The organism is Pseudomonas sp. NY15437 (assembly GCF_048068435.1).
GTDB classification, from domain to species: domain Bacteria; phylum Pseudomonadota; class Gammaproteobacteria; order Pseudomonadales; family Pseudomonadaceae; genus Pseudomonas; species Pseudomonas nitroreducens_B.
In genome coordinates, this window is record NZ_JBLUQC010000014.1 from 34,929 (window position 1) to 50,124 (window position 15,196).

Below are 15,196 nucleotides of genomic sequence, written 5' to 3' on the forward strand. Positions count from 1 at the left end.
TCCCTCGGCCCGCCGCTCGTCGGCCGCCGCCGATCCGCGCCTCCCCCGCTCAACCCGTTTCGCCCACCGCCTTCGTCACACGCAGCAAGGACGGACGCCATGGTGGCGTTCCGCAGTGCCGGCCGCCTTCCAGGGAACGGCCTTGCCGAGGTGAGCACATGCCCTTTCGATTCCACCCTCTGATCCTGGCCATGGCCGCTGCATCGTTCAGCACGGCGCTGCTGGCCGCTCCGCAGGTCGCCGACAGCCGCATCAGCGCCGTCACCGTCTATACCGACCGCGCCATCGTCACCCGCACCGCCACCCTGCAATTGCCCGCTGGCCAGCACGAGATTGCCCTCGAGCAGTTGCCCCAGCGCATCGATGACAACAGCCTGCAGGCCTCGCTCGCCGCCAGCGCCGCCGCCACCCTGCTCGACGTCAGCAGCGCGCCCCAGGTGTCGTCGCCGTCGGAGGACAACCGCCTGCAACAGCTCGACGCGCAGCTGCGCGAGATCGAGCGGCAGGAACGCGAGATCAGCGACCGCGGCAGCGTGCTGGCGAACCAGAAGCAGTTCCTCGCCGACATCCAGGCCAGCAGCACCAAGCCAGGGAAGAACCAGGCGCTGCCGAGCATCGAGGAGCTGAAGAACCTGCTGCAGATGAGCGAAAGTAGCCTCGGCCGCCTCCTCGACGAACAGCGCCAGCTCGACCAGCAAAGCGAAGCACTGCAGCAACGCAGGCAGGAGCTGGAAAACCAGCGCAGCCACCTCGCCGGCGACGGCACCCACTACAAGCGCGCGATCCTCCGCGTGGCGCTGGAGAAGCCCGCGCAAGTGCGCGTGCAACTGAGCTACACGCTCTACGACGCCTCCTGGCGGCCGGCCTACGATGCGCGCCTGCGCGATGGCGAAGAGCAGATCGAGATGACCTATCAGGGCATCGTCCGGCAGAGCAGCGGCGAGGACTGGACCGACGTCGACCTCACCCTGTCCACCGCCCGCCCGAACCTGGGCAGCAGCGTGCCGGCGCTCTCGCCATGGTTCGTCGACACCTTCGACCCGCGCACGGTCATGGTCCCGCGCCCCGCGCCGGCCCCCGCCGCGCCGATGATGGCGCTGGAAGCGAAGAAGGCGCAGCGCTTCGCCGCCGACGAACAGGCCGCCGCCGGCGCCCTGGCGGAAATGCCGGACATGCCCGTCGCCGTGGCTGACGTCAGCGGCGCCACCACCAGCGCTTCCTTCCACATCCCGACCCGCGCCACGCTCAACAGCGACGGCAGCTCGCAGAAGGTCGCCATCGCCCAGTTCAAGCTGCCGGCGACCTTCCGCTACCTGGCCACGCCATCGCTGCGCGAAGCCGCCTACCTGCAGGCCGACACCCGCAACGCCAGCGACTATCCGCTGCTGCCCGGCACCCTCAACACCTACCTGGGCAACACCTTCGTCGCCAGCGGCCAGCTGCGCGCGGTGATGCCGGGCGAGACCTTCGAGCTGGCCCTGGGCGGCGACGAAGCCATGGCGATCAAGCGCAAGCTGGTCAACCGCTACACCGACTACACCGGGCTCACGGGCGGGCGCAAGCGCATCACCTACGAGTTCCGCATCGAGGCGCAGAACAACCACAAGACCGAGCAGCGCCTGCAGTTCAAGGACCAGTTGCCGGTGTCGCGCAACGAACAGATCAAGGTTGCCCTGCTGGAGCCCGAAGACCAGGCAGCCACCCGCGAGGACGACGGCAAGCTGCGGTGGGACTGGCAGTTGAAACCGGGCGAGAAACGCAGCACCACCTTCAAGTTCAGCGTCGAGTATCCCAAGGAACTGGACGTCACCGGGCTGGACTGACGGCCAGGGCAGTCAACGCCCGGCAGGCCTGCTAGGCTGCCGGGCAACCCTTTCCCTGATGGAGCACCGATGAGCGCACTTGACCCGTTGCGCTGGGAATCGCTCTGGCGCCAGCTCGGCGGCACGGCGCCTCCGGGCAGCTTTGCCGAGCTGGAGCGTCACTACGGCGGCAGCGACCGGCATTACCACGGCGCGCCACACATCCTCGCCTGCCTGGCGCACTTCGACCGCCTGCGCGAGCTGGCCGACCAGCCGGCACGGGTGGAACTGGCGTTGTGGCTGCACGACGTGATCTACGACACCCGGCGCCAGGACAACGAGGCCGCCAGTGCGGCGCTGGCCTGTGGCTGGCTCGCCGAGCGCGGCCTCGCCCGGCACGGCGAGGCGCTGCACGCGCTGATCATGGCGACCTGTCACCAGGCCGGCGGCCTTGCCGGCGATGCCGCGCTGGTGGCGGATATCGACCTGTCGATCCTGGCCAGCGCCCCACCGGTGTATGCGCAATACCAGGCCGCCGTGCGCCGCGAATATGCCTGGGTTCCGGACGCGTTGTTCAACGCGGGACGGGCGAAGGTGCTGCGCCAGCTGCTGGACCAGGCGCCGCTCTACCAGACGCCAACGCTGCGGCGCGACTGGGAGGCCCCTGCGCGGGCCAACCTCGAAGGGGAACTGCGGACCCTGGCCCCCGCATAAGCAAATAGCCTTTAAGTATTTAAGTGCTATATAACCTGTCGGCATAATAGACACCCAACAACACTGCCAAAAGGAACTGCTCGTGAAACGTCTGTTCAGCGCCTCGCTGCTGGCCGCCGGCCTTGCCCTGGCCTCCGCCGCCCAGGCCGCCCAGCCCCTGCTCAACGTCTCCTACGACGTGATGCGCGACTTCTACAAGGACTACAACGCCGCCTTCCAGAAGCACTGGGAGGCTGAGAAAGGCGAGAAGATCACCATCCAGATGTCCCACGGCGGTTCCAGCAAACAGGCCCGCGCGGTCATCGACGGCCTGCCGGCCGACGTCATCACCATGAACCAGGCCACCGACATCGACGCCCTGGCCGACAACGGCGCCCTGGTGCCCAAGGACTGGGCGCCCCGTCTGCCGAACAACAGCGCGCCCTTCACCTCGGCCACCGTATTCATCGTGCGCAAGGGCAACCCCAAGGGCCTGAAGGACTGGGACGACCTGGTGAAACCGGGCGTGCAGGTGGTGGTGCCGAACCCGAAGACCTCGGGCAACGGCCGCTACACCTACCTCTCCGCCTGGGGCTACGCGCAGAAGCATGGCGCGGATGAAGCCAAGGCCAAGGCCTTCGTCGGCCAGCTGTTCAAGAACGTCCCGGTGCTGGATACCGGCGGCCGCGCGGCGACCACCACCTTCATGCAGAACCAGATCGGCGACGTGCTGGTGACCTTCGAGAACGAAGCCGAGATGATCGCCCGCGAGTTCGGCCGTGGCGGTTTCGAGGTGGTCTACCCGAGCGTTTCCGCCGAAGCCGAGCCGCCAGTGGCGGTGGTCGACAAGGTGGTCGACAAGAAAGGCACCCGCGCCGAAGCCGAGGCCTACCTGAAGTACCTGTGGTCCGACGAAGGCCAGACCATCGCCGCCAACAACTACCTGCGCCCGCGCAACCCGGAGGTGCTGGCCAAGTTCTCCGACCGTTTCCCGAAGGTGGACTTCTTCTCCGTGGTGAAGACCTTCGGTGACTGGCGCACCGTGCAGAAGACCCACTTCGCCGACGGCGGCGTGTTCGACCAGATCTACACGCCGAACTGACTCCAGGTTGGGCGTAGGAGCGGACTCCGTCCGCGATGGTTTCCGGCGCGATGCAGACCAATCGCGGACGAAGTCCGCTCCTACACCAACGATGAAGCCGGAGCTGCCCAGCAGCTCCGGCTTTTTTCATGGCACAGAGTCAACTTGTAGGAGCGAGCTTGCTCGCGAACCCGCCCAGCTCCTGAGCCGCCGGAAAAGCCGTTCGCGAGCAAGCTCGCTCCTACAACCCGCCCAAGCCCCGCGTCATCCGTTCCAGCCCACCTCGCGCAGAGCCGCCAGCAGCCGCTCCGCGCTCAACGCCGGCACCAGCACGCCGTCGTCGGTGCGCATGTCCTTGCCGGCCAGCAGCACGTTGACGATGGCCTCCTCCACCGCCTCGGCGGCGGCGGCGAACAGCGGCGAGATATGGTCGTTGTTGACCATCTGCAGCGCCGTGGCGAACGGCAGATCCTTGCGCCCGTAGTCCGCCGCCGGCAGGTCGTGGTTGCCGGTGGCGAAGGCGAGGAAGATGTCGCCGCTGGAATCGTCGGTCCCGCCGCCGGTGCGGGCGATCCCCAGCGACGCACGCTGGGCCAGGCGCTGGCACTGGTGCGGCAACAGCGGCGCGTCGGTGGCGAGGATCACCACGATGGAGCCCATGCCCGGCGTGCCCTGCTCGGCAAAGGGTGACGGCAGATCACCGAGGTGACGACCGACCGGATAACCGTCCACCCGCAGCTCGCGACGCTGGCCGTGGTTGGCCTGCACCAGCGCCCCCACGGTCCAGCCGCCCTGTTGCGCCGGCAGCTTGCGCGACGCGGTGCCGATGCCGCCCTTGAACTCGTGGCAGATCATCCCCGTGCCGCCGCCCACCGGGCCTTCGCGAACCGGGCCGGACTCGGCCTGCGCCAGCGCCTCGCGCACCTGCTCGGCGCCGACGTGCTGGCCCCAGATGTCGTTGAGCAGGCCGTCATAGGTTTCCATCACCACCGGCATGCACCAGTAGATGGACGGGTCCGCCAGCTCAGCATGCTCGGCTGCGATCAGCGCATCGCGCACCGTGCCCACGCTGTGGGTGTTGGTGATGGCGATGGGTGTAGTCAGCAACCCGGCCTCGCGTATCCATTCCAGCCCGGTGGCGTCGCCGTTGCCATTGAGCACGTGACAGCCGGCGAAGCAGGGTTGCCACCGCGCCGCGCCAGCCCGAGGCTGGACTACCGTGACCCCGGTGCGCACGGCGCGGCCGTCGCGCTCGCCGATCAGCGTGCTGTGGCCGACGCGGACGCCGGAAACGTCGGTAATGGCGTTGAACTCGCCGGGAGTGCCCAGGCCGAGGGTGATGCCGAGTTGACGAGCGCGCATGCTGTCTCCTTCTTACAATTTCTGGAAGGCCGGGCTGAGCTTGCCGTAGGTGCTGTAGAGAATCACCGACACGGCCAGTAACCCGACAATGATCATGACGTCCCGCGAGGAGGCGTCCAGTAGCAGGTTGAGCAACAGGTAGCCGGCGCCGAGCACCGCCAGCATCGCCGGCAGCGGCCACAGCGGCATGCGGTACGGGTGCTCGCGGTCGCGGCGCAGCACGCGGCTGAACAGCGCGCAGAGCGCCACCACCAGGTAGACCATCACCAGCAGCAGCACGGTGAAGGAGGTCAGCTCCGCCAGGTTCGAACTGAAGCTCAGCGCCGCCGAGGGCACGCCGAGGAACAGCGTGGCAATCCACGGCGACTCCCAGCGCGGATGGATGCGGGTGAAGGCGCGGTTCATCAGCGGCGTCCACAGCTCGTCGCGGCCGCTGCTGAAGATCACCCGGCCAACCTGGATGACGATGGCGACGATGGCGTTGAACACCGAGAGGAAGATGCCCGCGCTGACCAGCCGCGACAGCGTTTCGTTGCCATGGGCGGTGAGCAGGTAGCCGACCGGGTCGGGGCTGGCGATCATGTCCTTGAGCGACGGCGCGCCCAGCAGCAACGCCGTCAGCGGAACGATCTCGATGGCCACCACCAGCAGCAGCGACCAGATCACCGCGCGGTGCACGTTGCGCCCGCCGCACTTCATGTCCTCGGCCAGCAGCACCGCGCCGCCGAAGCCGTTGTAGGAGAACAGCGCGGTGCCCACGGCGCCGATCACCAGCGCCCAGGGCGCGGCGGCCAGTATCCCGCCGTCGATGTGCTGCGGCTGCAGCAGCACGCTCAGCGGCTGGCTGACGTGGCCGAAGCCGAGCACCACGATGACCAGCAGCGCCGCCACTTCGCAGAGCAGGAACACCCCGGTGATCCAGGCGTTCACCCGGATGTTGAGGATGCCCAGCACGTAGCTGGCGGCGACGATCACCAGGGCGACGGTCTGGGTATCGAAGCCGGTGCCCAGGGCGTTGTTCAGGTAGGTCGCCGCGCCGGTCGCCAGCACCGGCGGGATGAACAGCAGCGAAACCAGCACGGTGAGGAAGGTGGCGTAGCCGGCGAGGCCGCCGAACACGCGCTTGGCGTAGACGTACTCGCCGCCGGCGGAGCTGTGGGCGCGGCCCAGTTCGGCGTAGCACCAGGCGAACATCAGGGCCAGGAAGCCGGCGAAGACGAAGGCCAGGAAAGCGCCGCTGCCGGCCTGCTGGACGGCGAAGGGCGCGATGACGAAAACGGAGCTGGCGGGGGTGACCGCCGAGACGGTGATGGCGACTACATCGAGCACGCCCAGGCTGGGCTTGAGCGCGCTCGCTGGCGCAGGGGAAGCGCTCATATCGTTGTTTCCTCGTGTTGTTATTGGGGGCTGAGGCAGGAACGAAGACCTTGGCGCGCCCTCTGCTCGGAGCGCTCTGTGGAGGCAGTCTGGGCACGGCGCCGGCAGCGGCCAATCACCATTTGGGGTTACGCCCCCTTGACGGCGAAACGGTAAAAGGAGGAAACCGTACGCCGAACCCACGGGAGCCAACGGATGCACAACCTGTTCCGCGAGGTCGGCATGCACGCCAACCTCGGCCGCGCCATCGAGCAGATCGGCCAGCCACGTTTCTGGAAGCAACTGGTCCTGCTGCTGCATCAATGGCTGCCGTTCGATAACGCCCTGGCGATGTTCTACCCGGCCAGCGGCACGCCGGTGGCGCTGGAGGAATACGACGCCGAACCCACCGCCGGCCCGGCAGCCATGGCGATCTACCTCGACGGCCTGTACCAGCTCGACCCGTTCTACCAGGCCTGCCGCGAGGGCGTGCCCAGCGGGCTGTACCGGCTGGAGGAGATCTCCCCGGACCAGTTCCGCCAGAGCGAATACTTCCTCAGCTACTTCCACGACAACGTGCTGGAGGACGAGGTGCAGTTCATCCTGCAACTGCCCGGCCAGGGCGCGCTGTCGCTGTCACTGGGCATGCGCCGGCTGTTCGATGGCGAGCAGACGGGCCTGCTGGCGATGCTCTGCCCCTGGGTGCTGGCGCTGATGCAGCAGCACTGGCAGCAGCACAGCCAGCGCCTGCTGCCGGGCGTGAGCGATGGCGTGGCGGTGCAGGTGCGCGATGCCTTGAGCCACTTCGGCGCCGGCGTGCTCTCCGAACGCGAACTGGAGATCGCCCGGCTGATCCTGCGGGGTTACTCCTCCAAGGCCATGGCCGAGCGCCTGGCGATCTCGCCGGAGACCATCAAGGTCCACCGCCGCCACCTGTACAACAAGCTCGACATTTCCTCGCAGCCGGAACTGTTCTCGCTGTTCCTGCAGTCGCTGGGGCACGATCCGGAGAACCCCTGAGCGGTCATCCGCGCGGCTGATGCCGTGCCATTCGCGCCCGCCGGGACAGCCCGCTGGCGCTGCACGGACACTACCGCCGGCGCCGTGCGCTTCTAGACTGGAGCCGTCCCCCTCCAACAATCACAAGAGGACAGCCCGATGAACGCACGCGCCCACTTCACCCATATGGAAGACGGCACCGCCGAGGACTGGGCGATCATCGCCAAGGACTTCGGCCAGTACGCCGCGCTGCTGCCCGACCGCATCATGACCCACCTGCGCCTGCTCGACGGCGACTTCGGCGGCTTCCCGGTGGACCGCCTGACCCATTCCCTGCAGACCGCCACCCTGGCCCACCGCGACGGTCGCGACGAGGAGTACGTGGTCTGCGCGCTGCTCCACGACATCGGCGACACCCTGGGCTCGTTCAACCACGCCGACATCGCCGCGGCCATCCTCAAGCCCTTCGTCAGCGAAGCGAACCTGTGGATGATCGAGAAGCACGCGATCTTCCAGGGGTACTACTTCTTCCACCACCTGGGCCTGGACCGGCACCTGCGCGAGCAGTTCAAGGACCATCCGCAGTTCGAACAGACCATCGAATTCTGCGCGCGCTACGACGCCGCAGCCTTCGATCCGGACGGCGAAGTGCTGCCCCTGGAGTTCTTCGAACCCATGCTGCGCCGTGTCTTCGCCCAGCCCCGCCGTTCGATCTACCAGAGGCCCGACGGCACGATGGCCTGAGGGTCCCGAGGCGACCGGCGGTTCGCGACGAAGAGTGGCGAACCGCCGCTGGCCCGGGGGCTGCGCATGGAATAAGATTCCCCACAAAATCAGACGCGCAATTGGCCACGAGCCTACGCGCACCAGGGAAGTTTCTTGCGCATGAAGCCTAACGTTCTCGAGCGATCCAGCAGCCCGCTCACCCCCGCCCCCCTGCGCGAGTACCATTCCCGCGTGCTGGCGTATATCGCCGTCGCCGCGACCATCACTGCCGGCATCTTCGCCAAGTACTTCGGCTACGAGATCCTCTGGATGATCCCGTACGCCCTGCTCTACCCGCACCTGGCCCAGCAGGTCAGCCGCCGCTTCAAGCGCGACAACCCGCAACGCACCCGCCTGGTGCTGCTGTTCATCGACGCCCTGCATGCCGGCATCGCCATTACCCTGCTGGGCTTCTCGGAAGTGCCGAGCCTGATGCTGGTGCTGATCCTCGCCTTCTCCGCGCTGATCATCGGCGGCCTGCGCTCCCTGGGCCTGGCGCTGCTGGTGGCGCTGAGCGCCGCGGTGCTCAGCGCCGCACTGATCGCACCGGCCTACAAGGGCCAGACGCCGAGCATCGTCGCCCTGGTCAGCGTACTGTTCTCCACCCTGTACATCTGCATCACCGCCTTCTTCGTGCACCAGCAGGGCCTGCGCCTGGCCCAGGCCCGCGCGGACATCACCCTGGAGCAGGAAAAGGCCGCGCGGCTGGCCAGCAACCTGGCCAAGTACCTGTCGCCGCAGGTGTGGGAATCGATCTTCAGCGGCAAGCGCACGGTGCGCCTGGAAACCCAGCGCAAGAAGCTCACGGTGTTCTTCTCCGACATCAAGGGCTTCACCGAGCTGTCCGAGGAGCTGGAAGCCGAAGCGCTCACCGACATGCTCAACAATTACCTCAATGAGATGTCGAAGATCGCCCTGAAGTACGGCGGCACCATCGACAAGTTCGTCGGCGACTGCGTGATGGTGTTCTTCGGCGACCCATCCACCCAGGGCGCGAAGAAGGATGCCGTGGCCGCCGTGTCCATGGCCGTGGCCATGCGCAAGCACATGAAGGTGATGCGCCAGCAGTGGCGCGCCCAGGGCATCACCAAGCCGCTGGAAGTGCGCATGGGCCTGAACACCGGCTACTGCACCGTGGGCAACTTCGGCGCCGACACGCGCATGGACTACACCATCATCGGCCGCGAAGTGAACCTCGCCAGCCGCCTGGAAAGCGCCGCCGAAGCCGGCGAGATCCTCATCAGCCACGAGACCTATTCGCTGGTGAAGGACGTGCTGATGTGCCGCGACAAGGGCCAGATCGCCGTGAAGGGCTTCAGCAAGCCGGTGCAGATCTACCAGGTGGTCGACTTCCGCCGCGACCTGGGCTCCAACCCCAGCTTCGTCGAGCACGAGGTGCCGGGCTTCTCCATGTACCTGGACACCAACAACGTGCAGAACTACGACAAGGAACGGGTCATCCAGGCGCTGCAGCAGGCGGCGGAGAAGCTCAAGGACAAGATCATCCTCTGATCGGCTCCCTCCCGCGCGCTCGCCCTGCCCGCGTCTGACCGGCTGACGCCCCTCCTCCTGACGCCCCACCTCCTCGCTGACGCACCCGATCGCGGACGGAGTCCGCTCCTACGCACGCCGGGAGCCCGGCAAGGCTGACGCCGTGCGTCGCGGGCATGGCCCGCTCCTACAACGTGGCGCCGCAACCTTGCCCTCCCCTGTAGGAGCGGGCCACGCCCGCGACAGCTCGCCCCCTCCCTGTAGGAGCGAGCTTGCTCGCGAACCCGCCCCACTGCAGAGCCGCCGGGAAGCTGTTCGCGAGCAAGCTCGCTCCTACCAAAAGCCTTCGCCCTTTACACCCGCCCATAAAAAAGCCCGCTCAATCGAGCGGGCTGGAAAGGCTCCGGCGCTTCACGTTCACCGGGCCGAATTGCTCAGGGGAACTCCGTCAGGACGGCTGCAGCTCGGTGGAGCTGCCCGGGCCGGCGGCCAGTTCGGCGGACAGGGTCTTCTCGTCCAGCTGCTTGCACCACTTGGCGACCACGATGGTGGCCACGCCGTTGCCGACCAGGTTGGTCAGCGCGCGAGCTTCGGACATGAAGCGGTCGATACCCAGGATCAGCGCCAGGCCCGCCACCGGCAGGTGGCCCACGGCGGACAGGGTGGCAGCCAGCACGATGAAGCCCGAACCGGTGACGCCGGCGGCGCCCTTGGAGGCGATCAGCAGCACGACCAGCAGCGTCAGCTGGTGGGTGATGTCCATCGGGGTGTCGGTGGCCTGGGCGATGAACACCGCGGCCATGGTCAGGTAGATCGAGGTGCCGTCCAGGTTGAACGAGTAGCCGGTCGGGATCACCAGGCCGACGACGCTCTTGTCGGCGCCCAGCTTCTCCATCTTGGCGATCATGCGCGGCAGGGCCGACTCGGAGGACGAGGTGCCCAGCACGATCAGCAGCTCTTCGCGGATGTAGGAGATGAAGCGCAGGATGCTGAAGCCGTGGGCACGGGCGATGCCGCCCAGGATGATCAGCACGAACAACAGGCAGGTGATGTAGAAGCACAGCATCAGCTGGCCCAGCTGCACCAGCGAGCCGAGGCCGTAGGCGCCGATGGTGAAGGCCATGGCACCGAAGGCACCGATGGGCGCGACCTTCATGATCACGTTGATGATGTTGAACATCACGTGGGTGATGCGATCGATGAATTCGAATACCGGCTTGCCGTAGTCACCCATGCGGTGCAGCGCGTAGCCGAACAGCACGGAGAAGAACAGCACCTGCAGGATGTCACCGTTGGCGAAGGCGCCGACGACGGTGCTCGGGATGACGTTCATGAAGAAGTCGATGGTGCTCTGCTTCTCGCCCGATGCGATGAAGCCGGTGAGCGCCGCGTTCTTGTTCATTTCGGCGGTCAGCGTGGCGACGTCGGCGTGCATGCCGGCGCCCGGCTGGACGACGTTGACCACGACCAGGCCGATGATCAGCGCCACGGTGGAGACGATTTCGAAGTACAGCAGCGCCATGCCGCCCGTCTTGCCCACGGCCTTCATGCTCTGCATGCCGGCGATACCGGTGACCACGGTGCAGAAGATGATCGGCGCGATGGCCATCTTGATCAGTTTGACGAAGCCATCGCCCAGCGGCTTCATCAGTTTGGCGGTGTCGGGGTAGAAGTGGCCGAGTGCGATACCGATGGCGATGGCGATCAGCACCTGCACGTACAGGCTTTTGTAGAAGGGTTGCTTGGTCATGGCAGCTCTGTCCTCACGGGCATGCGCTCCCCGGGGAGCACAAGACCGAACGCGTTATCTCCCTGCAATGGGAGAATTTGTTTTCAGGGCATGCCAAACGGCACGCCTTGATCGCATATGGCAAGTGCTGTGCCAGACCTTTAAAAAATGTGTAAACCCTTTGAATTCAATGGCCTGCGTAAAAAGTCGCGGCACGGAAGGCTGCGAATCTGGCGGAAAACCGCCTTCTCGCTGGCGGCTTTCCCGCCCTCTGGCGGGTATCCGCCACGGCCTTCGTACCGTAGATTGTAGAACCCCGGTCAGGTTCGACCGGGTTTCCCGCGCGGCTCCTGGACGTGCGGCCATAACAACAAGGACCGCCCATGCGAGAACGCACCATTGCCAGCCACTTCGTCCGCGCCGCCGTCCACGGCGCACGGCGCCAGGGCCTGGACATCCAGGCGCTGCTGCGCAACGCCGGCATCGCCCCGGCCATTCTCGACGAGCCACGCGCGCGCATCGACCCCGAGCAGTTCAGCCGGCTGATGCAGATTCTCTGGGAAGCGCTGGACGACGAGTACATGGGCTTCGGCAGCCTGCCGAGCAAGCGCGGCACCTTCGCCATGATGTGCAATGCGATCATCCACTGCCGCACGCTGGAAAAGGCCCTGGGGCGTGGCTCGCTGTTCTACGGTCTGTTTCCCGAGGCGCCGCGGATCGAACTGGTGCGCGATGGCGAGCAGGCGCGCCTGACCCTGGACGAAACCCACCTGCGCGACCCGGACCACTTCCTCGCCGAGAGCCTGCTGCTGATCTGGCACCGCCTGGCCAGCTGGCTGATCGGCCAGCGCATCCGCCTGGAGGAAGCCACCTTCAGCTACCCGGCGCCCGAGCACCAGGCCGAGTACGACCTGCTGTTCCCCTGCCCTCGCCGCTTCGCTGCCGGCAGCACCAGCCTGCTGCTGCAGGCGCGCTACCTGGACATGCCGCTGCTGCAGGACGAGCGCACGCTCAAGCACTTCCTCAAGGACTCCCCCGCCGACCTCCTCGCCCGCCCCGACGGCGGCGACAGCCTGACCAGCCAGATCCGCCGCCTGCTGGGCCGCGACTGCCGCAGCTGGCCGGACCTGGAGCAGGTCGCCGCGCAGCTGCACATGAGCCCGCAAACCCTGCGCCGCCACCTGCGCGAAGAGGGGCCGAACTTCCAGGAGCTCAAGGACCAGCTGCGCCGAGACCTGGCGATCTACTACCTGGGCCGCGACGAGCTGTCGATCCAGGACATCGCCGACCAGCTCGGCTTCTCCGAGCCTTCCGCCTTCCACCGGGCGTTCAAGAAATGGACGGGGCTGACGCCGGGGGCGTATCGGGCGCAGCGGGGGGAGTGAGGCGCTTCCGGCGCGCGTTGGCAGAAATATCGAGGCAGCGGATCGTCGGCCCTGCCGACGGGTCGCGGGCATGGCCCGCTCCTACAGGACGACCCGCCGCCTGGACGATTCGCGAGTACAGCTCCCGTAGGAGCGGACCTTGTCCGCGAAATCCAGCAGGCTGCAGCACGCTGGCAGGAATGTCGGGCAGCGGATCGTCGGCCCCGCCGACGGGTCGCGGGCATGGCCCGCTCCTACAATGAGCGCCGGTGCTGGCCAGGAACGGAGGGCGCATAACCCGGAACGGGTTATCCGCCGATGGCCTCGCGGCGGATAACGCAACAAGGCTCCGGCGCGACGGCGTTCGCGAGCAAGCTCGCTCCTACCGATGAACGCCACCGGCAACCTGTGCGTAGGAGCGGACTTCGTCCGCGATAGGTCCGATGCGCGCCGGAAGCCATCGCGGACAGAGTCCGCTCCTACGCCGCAATCCTGCCCTGGCGTGCGCTCAGCCCGGCAACCGAATCCGGAAGCACGCCCCGCCCAGCTCGGAATCCTCCAGCGCCAGCTCGCCGTCGTAGCTGTCGATAATGTCCTTCACCACCGCCGTGCCGATGCCCTGGCCGGGGTGCTGGGTGTCCAGGCGCTCGCCGCGCTTGAGGATGCGTTCGCGCTGGCTGGCCGGCACGCCGGGGCCGTCGTCCTCGATGATCAGTTCGTATACCCGGCCATGCTTGTGCGCGCTGACCTTCACCGTGGTCAGGCACAGGCGGTAGGCGTTTTCCAGCAGGTTGCCGAGCATCTCCAGCAGCGCGCCCTTCTCCAGCGGCAGGGCCAGGCCCGGCGGGATGTCGCGTGCCAGCGTCACGCGCTTGTCGTGATAGACCTTGTCCAGCGCGCCGGCGATGGTATCGAGCAACGGGTCCAGGGCCGCGCGGTGGCGGATCAGCCCGCTCTTGCGCATCGAGGCGCGTTGCAACTGGTAGCCGATCTGCTGGCTCATGCGCTCAATCTGGGTCTGCAACACCTGCACCTGCTCGCGGTTCTTCGGCTCGTCGGCCAGGGTTTCGCTGACGCCCTGCAGCACCGCCAGCGGGGTCTTCAGGCTGTGGGCGAGGTCGCCCAGGGAATTGCGGTAGCGCTCGCGCTGGGCGCGCTCGCTGTCCAGCAGGCGGTTCACCGAGTCGGTCAGGCGCAGCATCTCGTCGGGGTGGTTGTCGCTCAGGCGTTCGCGGTCGCCGGCCTCGATCTGGTCCAGCTCCGAGCGCAGGCCGCGCATGGAGCGGAAGCCCCAGCCCAGGCCGAGCCAGAGCAGCCCCAGCAACAGCAGCAACGCGCCCCCCAGCCACAGGTAGAGCTGGTCGCGGAAGCCACTGACCAGTTCGCGGAACTCGCTTTCGGGCTGCATGGTGACGATGCTGTAGGCCGCCCGCTTGCCACCGAGCAGGTCGATCTCCACGTCATAGACGAAGAACTCCTGGCCGGAGGCGTCGCGGATGCGGGTGAATTCGTCGATCAGGCCATCGTACTTGGGCGTGTAGTTGACGCTCTCGTCCATGGCCGAGGTGGAGCGCCACACCAGTTGGCCGGACTGGTCGTAGATGAAGCCCAGCAGCTTGGATTCGGGAAGGTTGAAGTCCTCCACCGGCAGGTGCTCGGGCATGCTCAGGGTGTTGCCCTCGATGCGCGCCGAGGACACCAGGGTCGCCACGTCCGCCGCCAGGCGCTGCTGGATGGCGTTCTCCAGGGCGATGCTGAAGGCACGCTGGAGCGCCGGCAGCAGCGCCGCCATGAACAGGACGGCGAGAATCGCCGCGCCGATCATCAGCCGCAGCCGCAGCGAGCGGATCATTTACACAGCTCGTTGAAGATGTAGCCCTGGCCGCGCACGGTATCGATCGGCTTGAAGCCGCAGGCTCGCTCGAGCTTGCGGCGCAGGCGGCCGACCAGCACCTCGATGACGTTCGGGTCGCGCTCGTCGTCGTCCGGGTAGAGCTGCTCGATCAGGCGCTCCTTGGGCACCACCTGCTGGTGATGGCGCATGAGGTATTCGAGGATGCGGTATTCGAAGGCGGTCAGTTGCAGCGACTCGCCGTTGACCAGCGCCTGCTTGCGATTGATGTCCAGCACCAGCGGGCCGGCCTCGATGCTCGACTGGGCGAAGCCACTGGAACGGCGCAGCAGCGCATTCAGGCGAGCCTCCAGTTCTTCGAACTGGAAGGGTTTGACCACATAGTCGTCGGCGCCGGCGGCCAGGCCTTCGACCTTGTCCTGCCAGTTGCCGCGTGCGGTGAGGATGAGGATGGGAAAGGTCTTGCCCTGGCTGCGGAATTCGCGGATCAGGTCCAGGCCGCTCATGCCGGGCAGGCCCAGGTCGATCATCGCCAGGTCGTGATGGTATTCGCTGGCGCGGTAGAGCGCCTCTTCGGCATTGGCCACGGCGTCGACCACATGGCCTTGCTCGCCGAGCCGGGTATACAGGTGATGGCGCAGTAGCGCCTCGTCTTCCACCACCAGCAGTTTCATGCGCGTGCTCCCTGAGTCAGGCAACCGG

Annotated in this window: 12 protein-coding genes; 7 read left to right on the forward strand and 5 right to left on the reverse strand. The window is 66.9% G+C overall.

All coding sequences use genetic code 11. From position 1 onward, the window contains the following. The first annotated feature begins 158 nt into the window (after positions 1–158). The 3 genes from ACNFIA_RS25460 to ACNFIA_RS25470 all read left to right on the forward strand — a co-directional run bounded on the left by ACNFIA_RS25460 (position 159) and on the right by ACNFIA_RS25470 (position 3,597). On the forward strand, positions 159–1,823 hold the full coding sequence (locus ACNFIA_RS25460) for a mucoidy inhibitor MuiA family protein (RefSeq protein ID WP_416789752.1): 1,665 nt from the start codon (positions 159–161) through the stop codon (positions 1,821–1,823). Positions 1,824–1,892: 69 nt separating this feature from the next. Then, positions 1,893–2,516 carry a hypothetical protein gene (locus ACNFIA_RS25465; protein ID WP_416789754.1) on the forward strand — a complete coding sequence of 208 codons (624 nt, stop codon included), beginning with the start codon at positions 1,893–1,895 and terminating at the stop codon, positions 2,514–2,516. An 82-nt stretch (positions 2,517–2,598) separates the two neighbouring features. Further along, on the forward strand, positions 2,599–3,597 hold the full coding sequence (locus ACNFIA_RS25470; RefSeq protein WP_416789755.1) for a sulfate ABC transporter substrate-binding protein: 999 nt from the start codon (positions 2,599–2,601) through the stop codon (positions 3,595–3,597). Positions 3,598–3,840: 243 nt separating this feature from the next. On the opposite strand, the gene ACNFIA_RS25475 is transcribed toward ACNFIA_RS25470, so the two are convergent. After that, positions 3,841–4,938, reverse strand: a complete 1,098-nt coding sequence (locus ACNFIA_RS25475; RefSeq protein ID WP_416789756.1) for a P1 family peptidase — start codon at positions 4,936–4,938, stop codon at positions 3,841–3,843. A gap of 12 nt (positions 4,939–4,950) precedes the next feature. Then, positions 4,951–6,315, reverse strand: a complete 1,365-nt coding sequence (locus ACNFIA_RS25480; protein WP_416789757.1) for an APC family permease — start codon at positions 6,313–6,315, stop codon at positions 4,951–4,953. Between the two features lie 195 nt (positions 6,316–6,510). On the opposite strand from ACNFIA_RS25480, the gene ACNFIA_RS25485 reads away from it, so the two are divergent. The 3 genes from ACNFIA_RS25485 (at position 6,511) to ACNFIA_RS25495 (ending at position 9,570) form a co-directional block, all read left to right on the forward strand. Next, positions 6,511–7,314, forward strand: a complete 804-nt coding sequence (locus ACNFIA_RS25485) for a helix-turn-helix transcriptional regulator (protein WP_416789759.1) — start codon at positions 6,511–6,513, stop codon at positions 7,312–7,314. A 138-nt stretch (positions 7,315–7,452) separates the two neighbouring features. Further along, positions 7,453–8,037: an HD domain-containing protein gene (locus tag ACNFIA_RS25490; protein ID WP_259753960.1), complete on the forward strand. Its 585-nt coding sequence runs from the start codon at positions 7,453–7,455 to the stop codon at positions 8,035–8,037. Positions 8,038–8,178: 141 nt separating this feature from the next. Beyond that, positions 8,179–9,570: an adenylate/guanylate cyclase domain-containing protein gene (locus tag ACNFIA_RS25495; RefSeq protein WP_259753959.1), complete on the forward strand. Its 1,392-nt coding sequence runs from the start codon at positions 8,179–8,181 to the stop codon at positions 9,568–9,570. A gap of 427 nt (positions 9,571–9,997) precedes the next feature. On the opposite strand, the gene ACNFIA_RS25500 is transcribed toward ACNFIA_RS25495, so the two are convergent. Then, positions 9,998–11,299, reverse strand: a complete 1,302-nt coding sequence (locus ACNFIA_RS25500) for a dicarboxylate/amino acid:cation symporter (protein WP_416789761.1) — start codon at positions 11,297–11,299, stop codon at positions 9,998–10,000. Positions 11,300–11,661: 362 nt separating this feature from the next. On the opposite strand from ACNFIA_RS25500, the gene ACNFIA_RS25505 reads away from it, so the two are divergent. Then, positions 11,662–12,663, forward strand: a complete 1,002-nt coding sequence (locus tag ACNFIA_RS25505; protein ID WP_416789763.1) for an AraC family transcriptional regulator — start codon at positions 11,662–11,664, stop codon at positions 12,661–12,663. A 487-nt stretch (positions 12,664–13,150) separates the two neighbouring features. On the opposite strand, the gene ACNFIA_RS25510 is transcribed toward ACNFIA_RS25505, so the two are convergent. Together ACNFIA_RS25510 and ACNFIA_RS25515 are read right to left on the reverse strand one after the other, a co-directional pair. Then, on the reverse strand, positions 13,151–14,494 hold the full coding sequence (locus ACNFIA_RS25510) for an ATP-binding protein (protein WP_259753956.1): 1,344 nt from the start codon (positions 14,492–14,494) through the stop codon (positions 13,151–13,153). Continuing rightward, on the reverse strand, positions 14,491–15,168 hold the full coding sequence (locus ACNFIA_RS25515) for a response regulator (protein WP_416789765.1): 678 nt from the start codon (positions 15,166–15,168) through the stop codon (positions 14,491–14,493). The genes ACNFIA_RS25510 and ACNFIA_RS25515 overlap by 4 nt, the downstream gene beginning before the upstream one ends. Between the last annotated feature and the right edge of the window lie 28 nt (positions 15,169–15,196).

Bases quoted from the DNA above. Each gene is read 5' to 3' on its own strand.
- ACNFIA_RS25460 (WP_416789752.1), top strand. From the start codon at position 159: ATGCCCTTTCGATTCCACCCTCTGATCCTGGCCATGGCCGCTGCATCG.
- ACNFIA_RS25465 (WP_416789754.1), top strand. From the start codon at position 1,893: ATGAGCGCACTTGACCCGTTGCGCTGGGAATCGCTCTGGCGCCAGCTC.
- ACNFIA_RS25475 (WP_416789756.1), bottom strand. From the start codon at position 4,938: ATGCGCGCTCGTCAACTCGGCATCACCCTCGGCCTGGGCACTCCCGGC.
- ACNFIA_RS25480 (WP_416789757.1), bottom strand. From the start codon at position 6,315: ATGAGCGCTTCCCCTGCGCCAGCGAGCGCGCTCAAGCCCAGCCTGGGC.
- ACNFIA_RS25485 (WP_416789759.1), top strand. From the start codon at position 6,511: ATGCACAACCTGTTCCGCGAGGTCGGCATGCACGCCAACCTCGGCCGC.
- ACNFIA_RS25490 (WP_259753960.1), top strand. From the start codon at position 7,453: ATGAACGCACGCGCCCACTTCACCCATATGGAAGACGGCACCGCCGAG.
- ACNFIA_RS25495 (WP_259753959.1), top strand. From the start codon at position 8,179: ATGAAGCCTAACGTTCTCGAGCGATCCAGCAGCCCGCTCACCCCCGCC.
- ACNFIA_RS25500 (WP_416789761.1), bottom strand. From the start codon at position 11,299: ATGACCAAGCAACCCTTCTACAAAAGCCTGTACGTGCAGGTGCTGATC.
- ACNFIA_RS25505 (WP_416789763.1), top strand. From the start codon at position 11,662: ATGCGAGAACGCACCATTGCCAGCCACTTCGTCCGCGCCGCCGTCCAC.
- ACNFIA_RS25510 (WP_259753956.1), bottom strand. From the start codon at position 14,494: ATGATCCGCTCGCTGCGGCTGCGGCTGATGATCGGCGCGGCGATTCTC.
- ACNFIA_RS25515 (WP_416789765.1), bottom strand. From the start codon at position 15,168: ATGAAACTGCTGGTGGTGGAAGACGAGGCGCTACTGCGCCATCACCTG.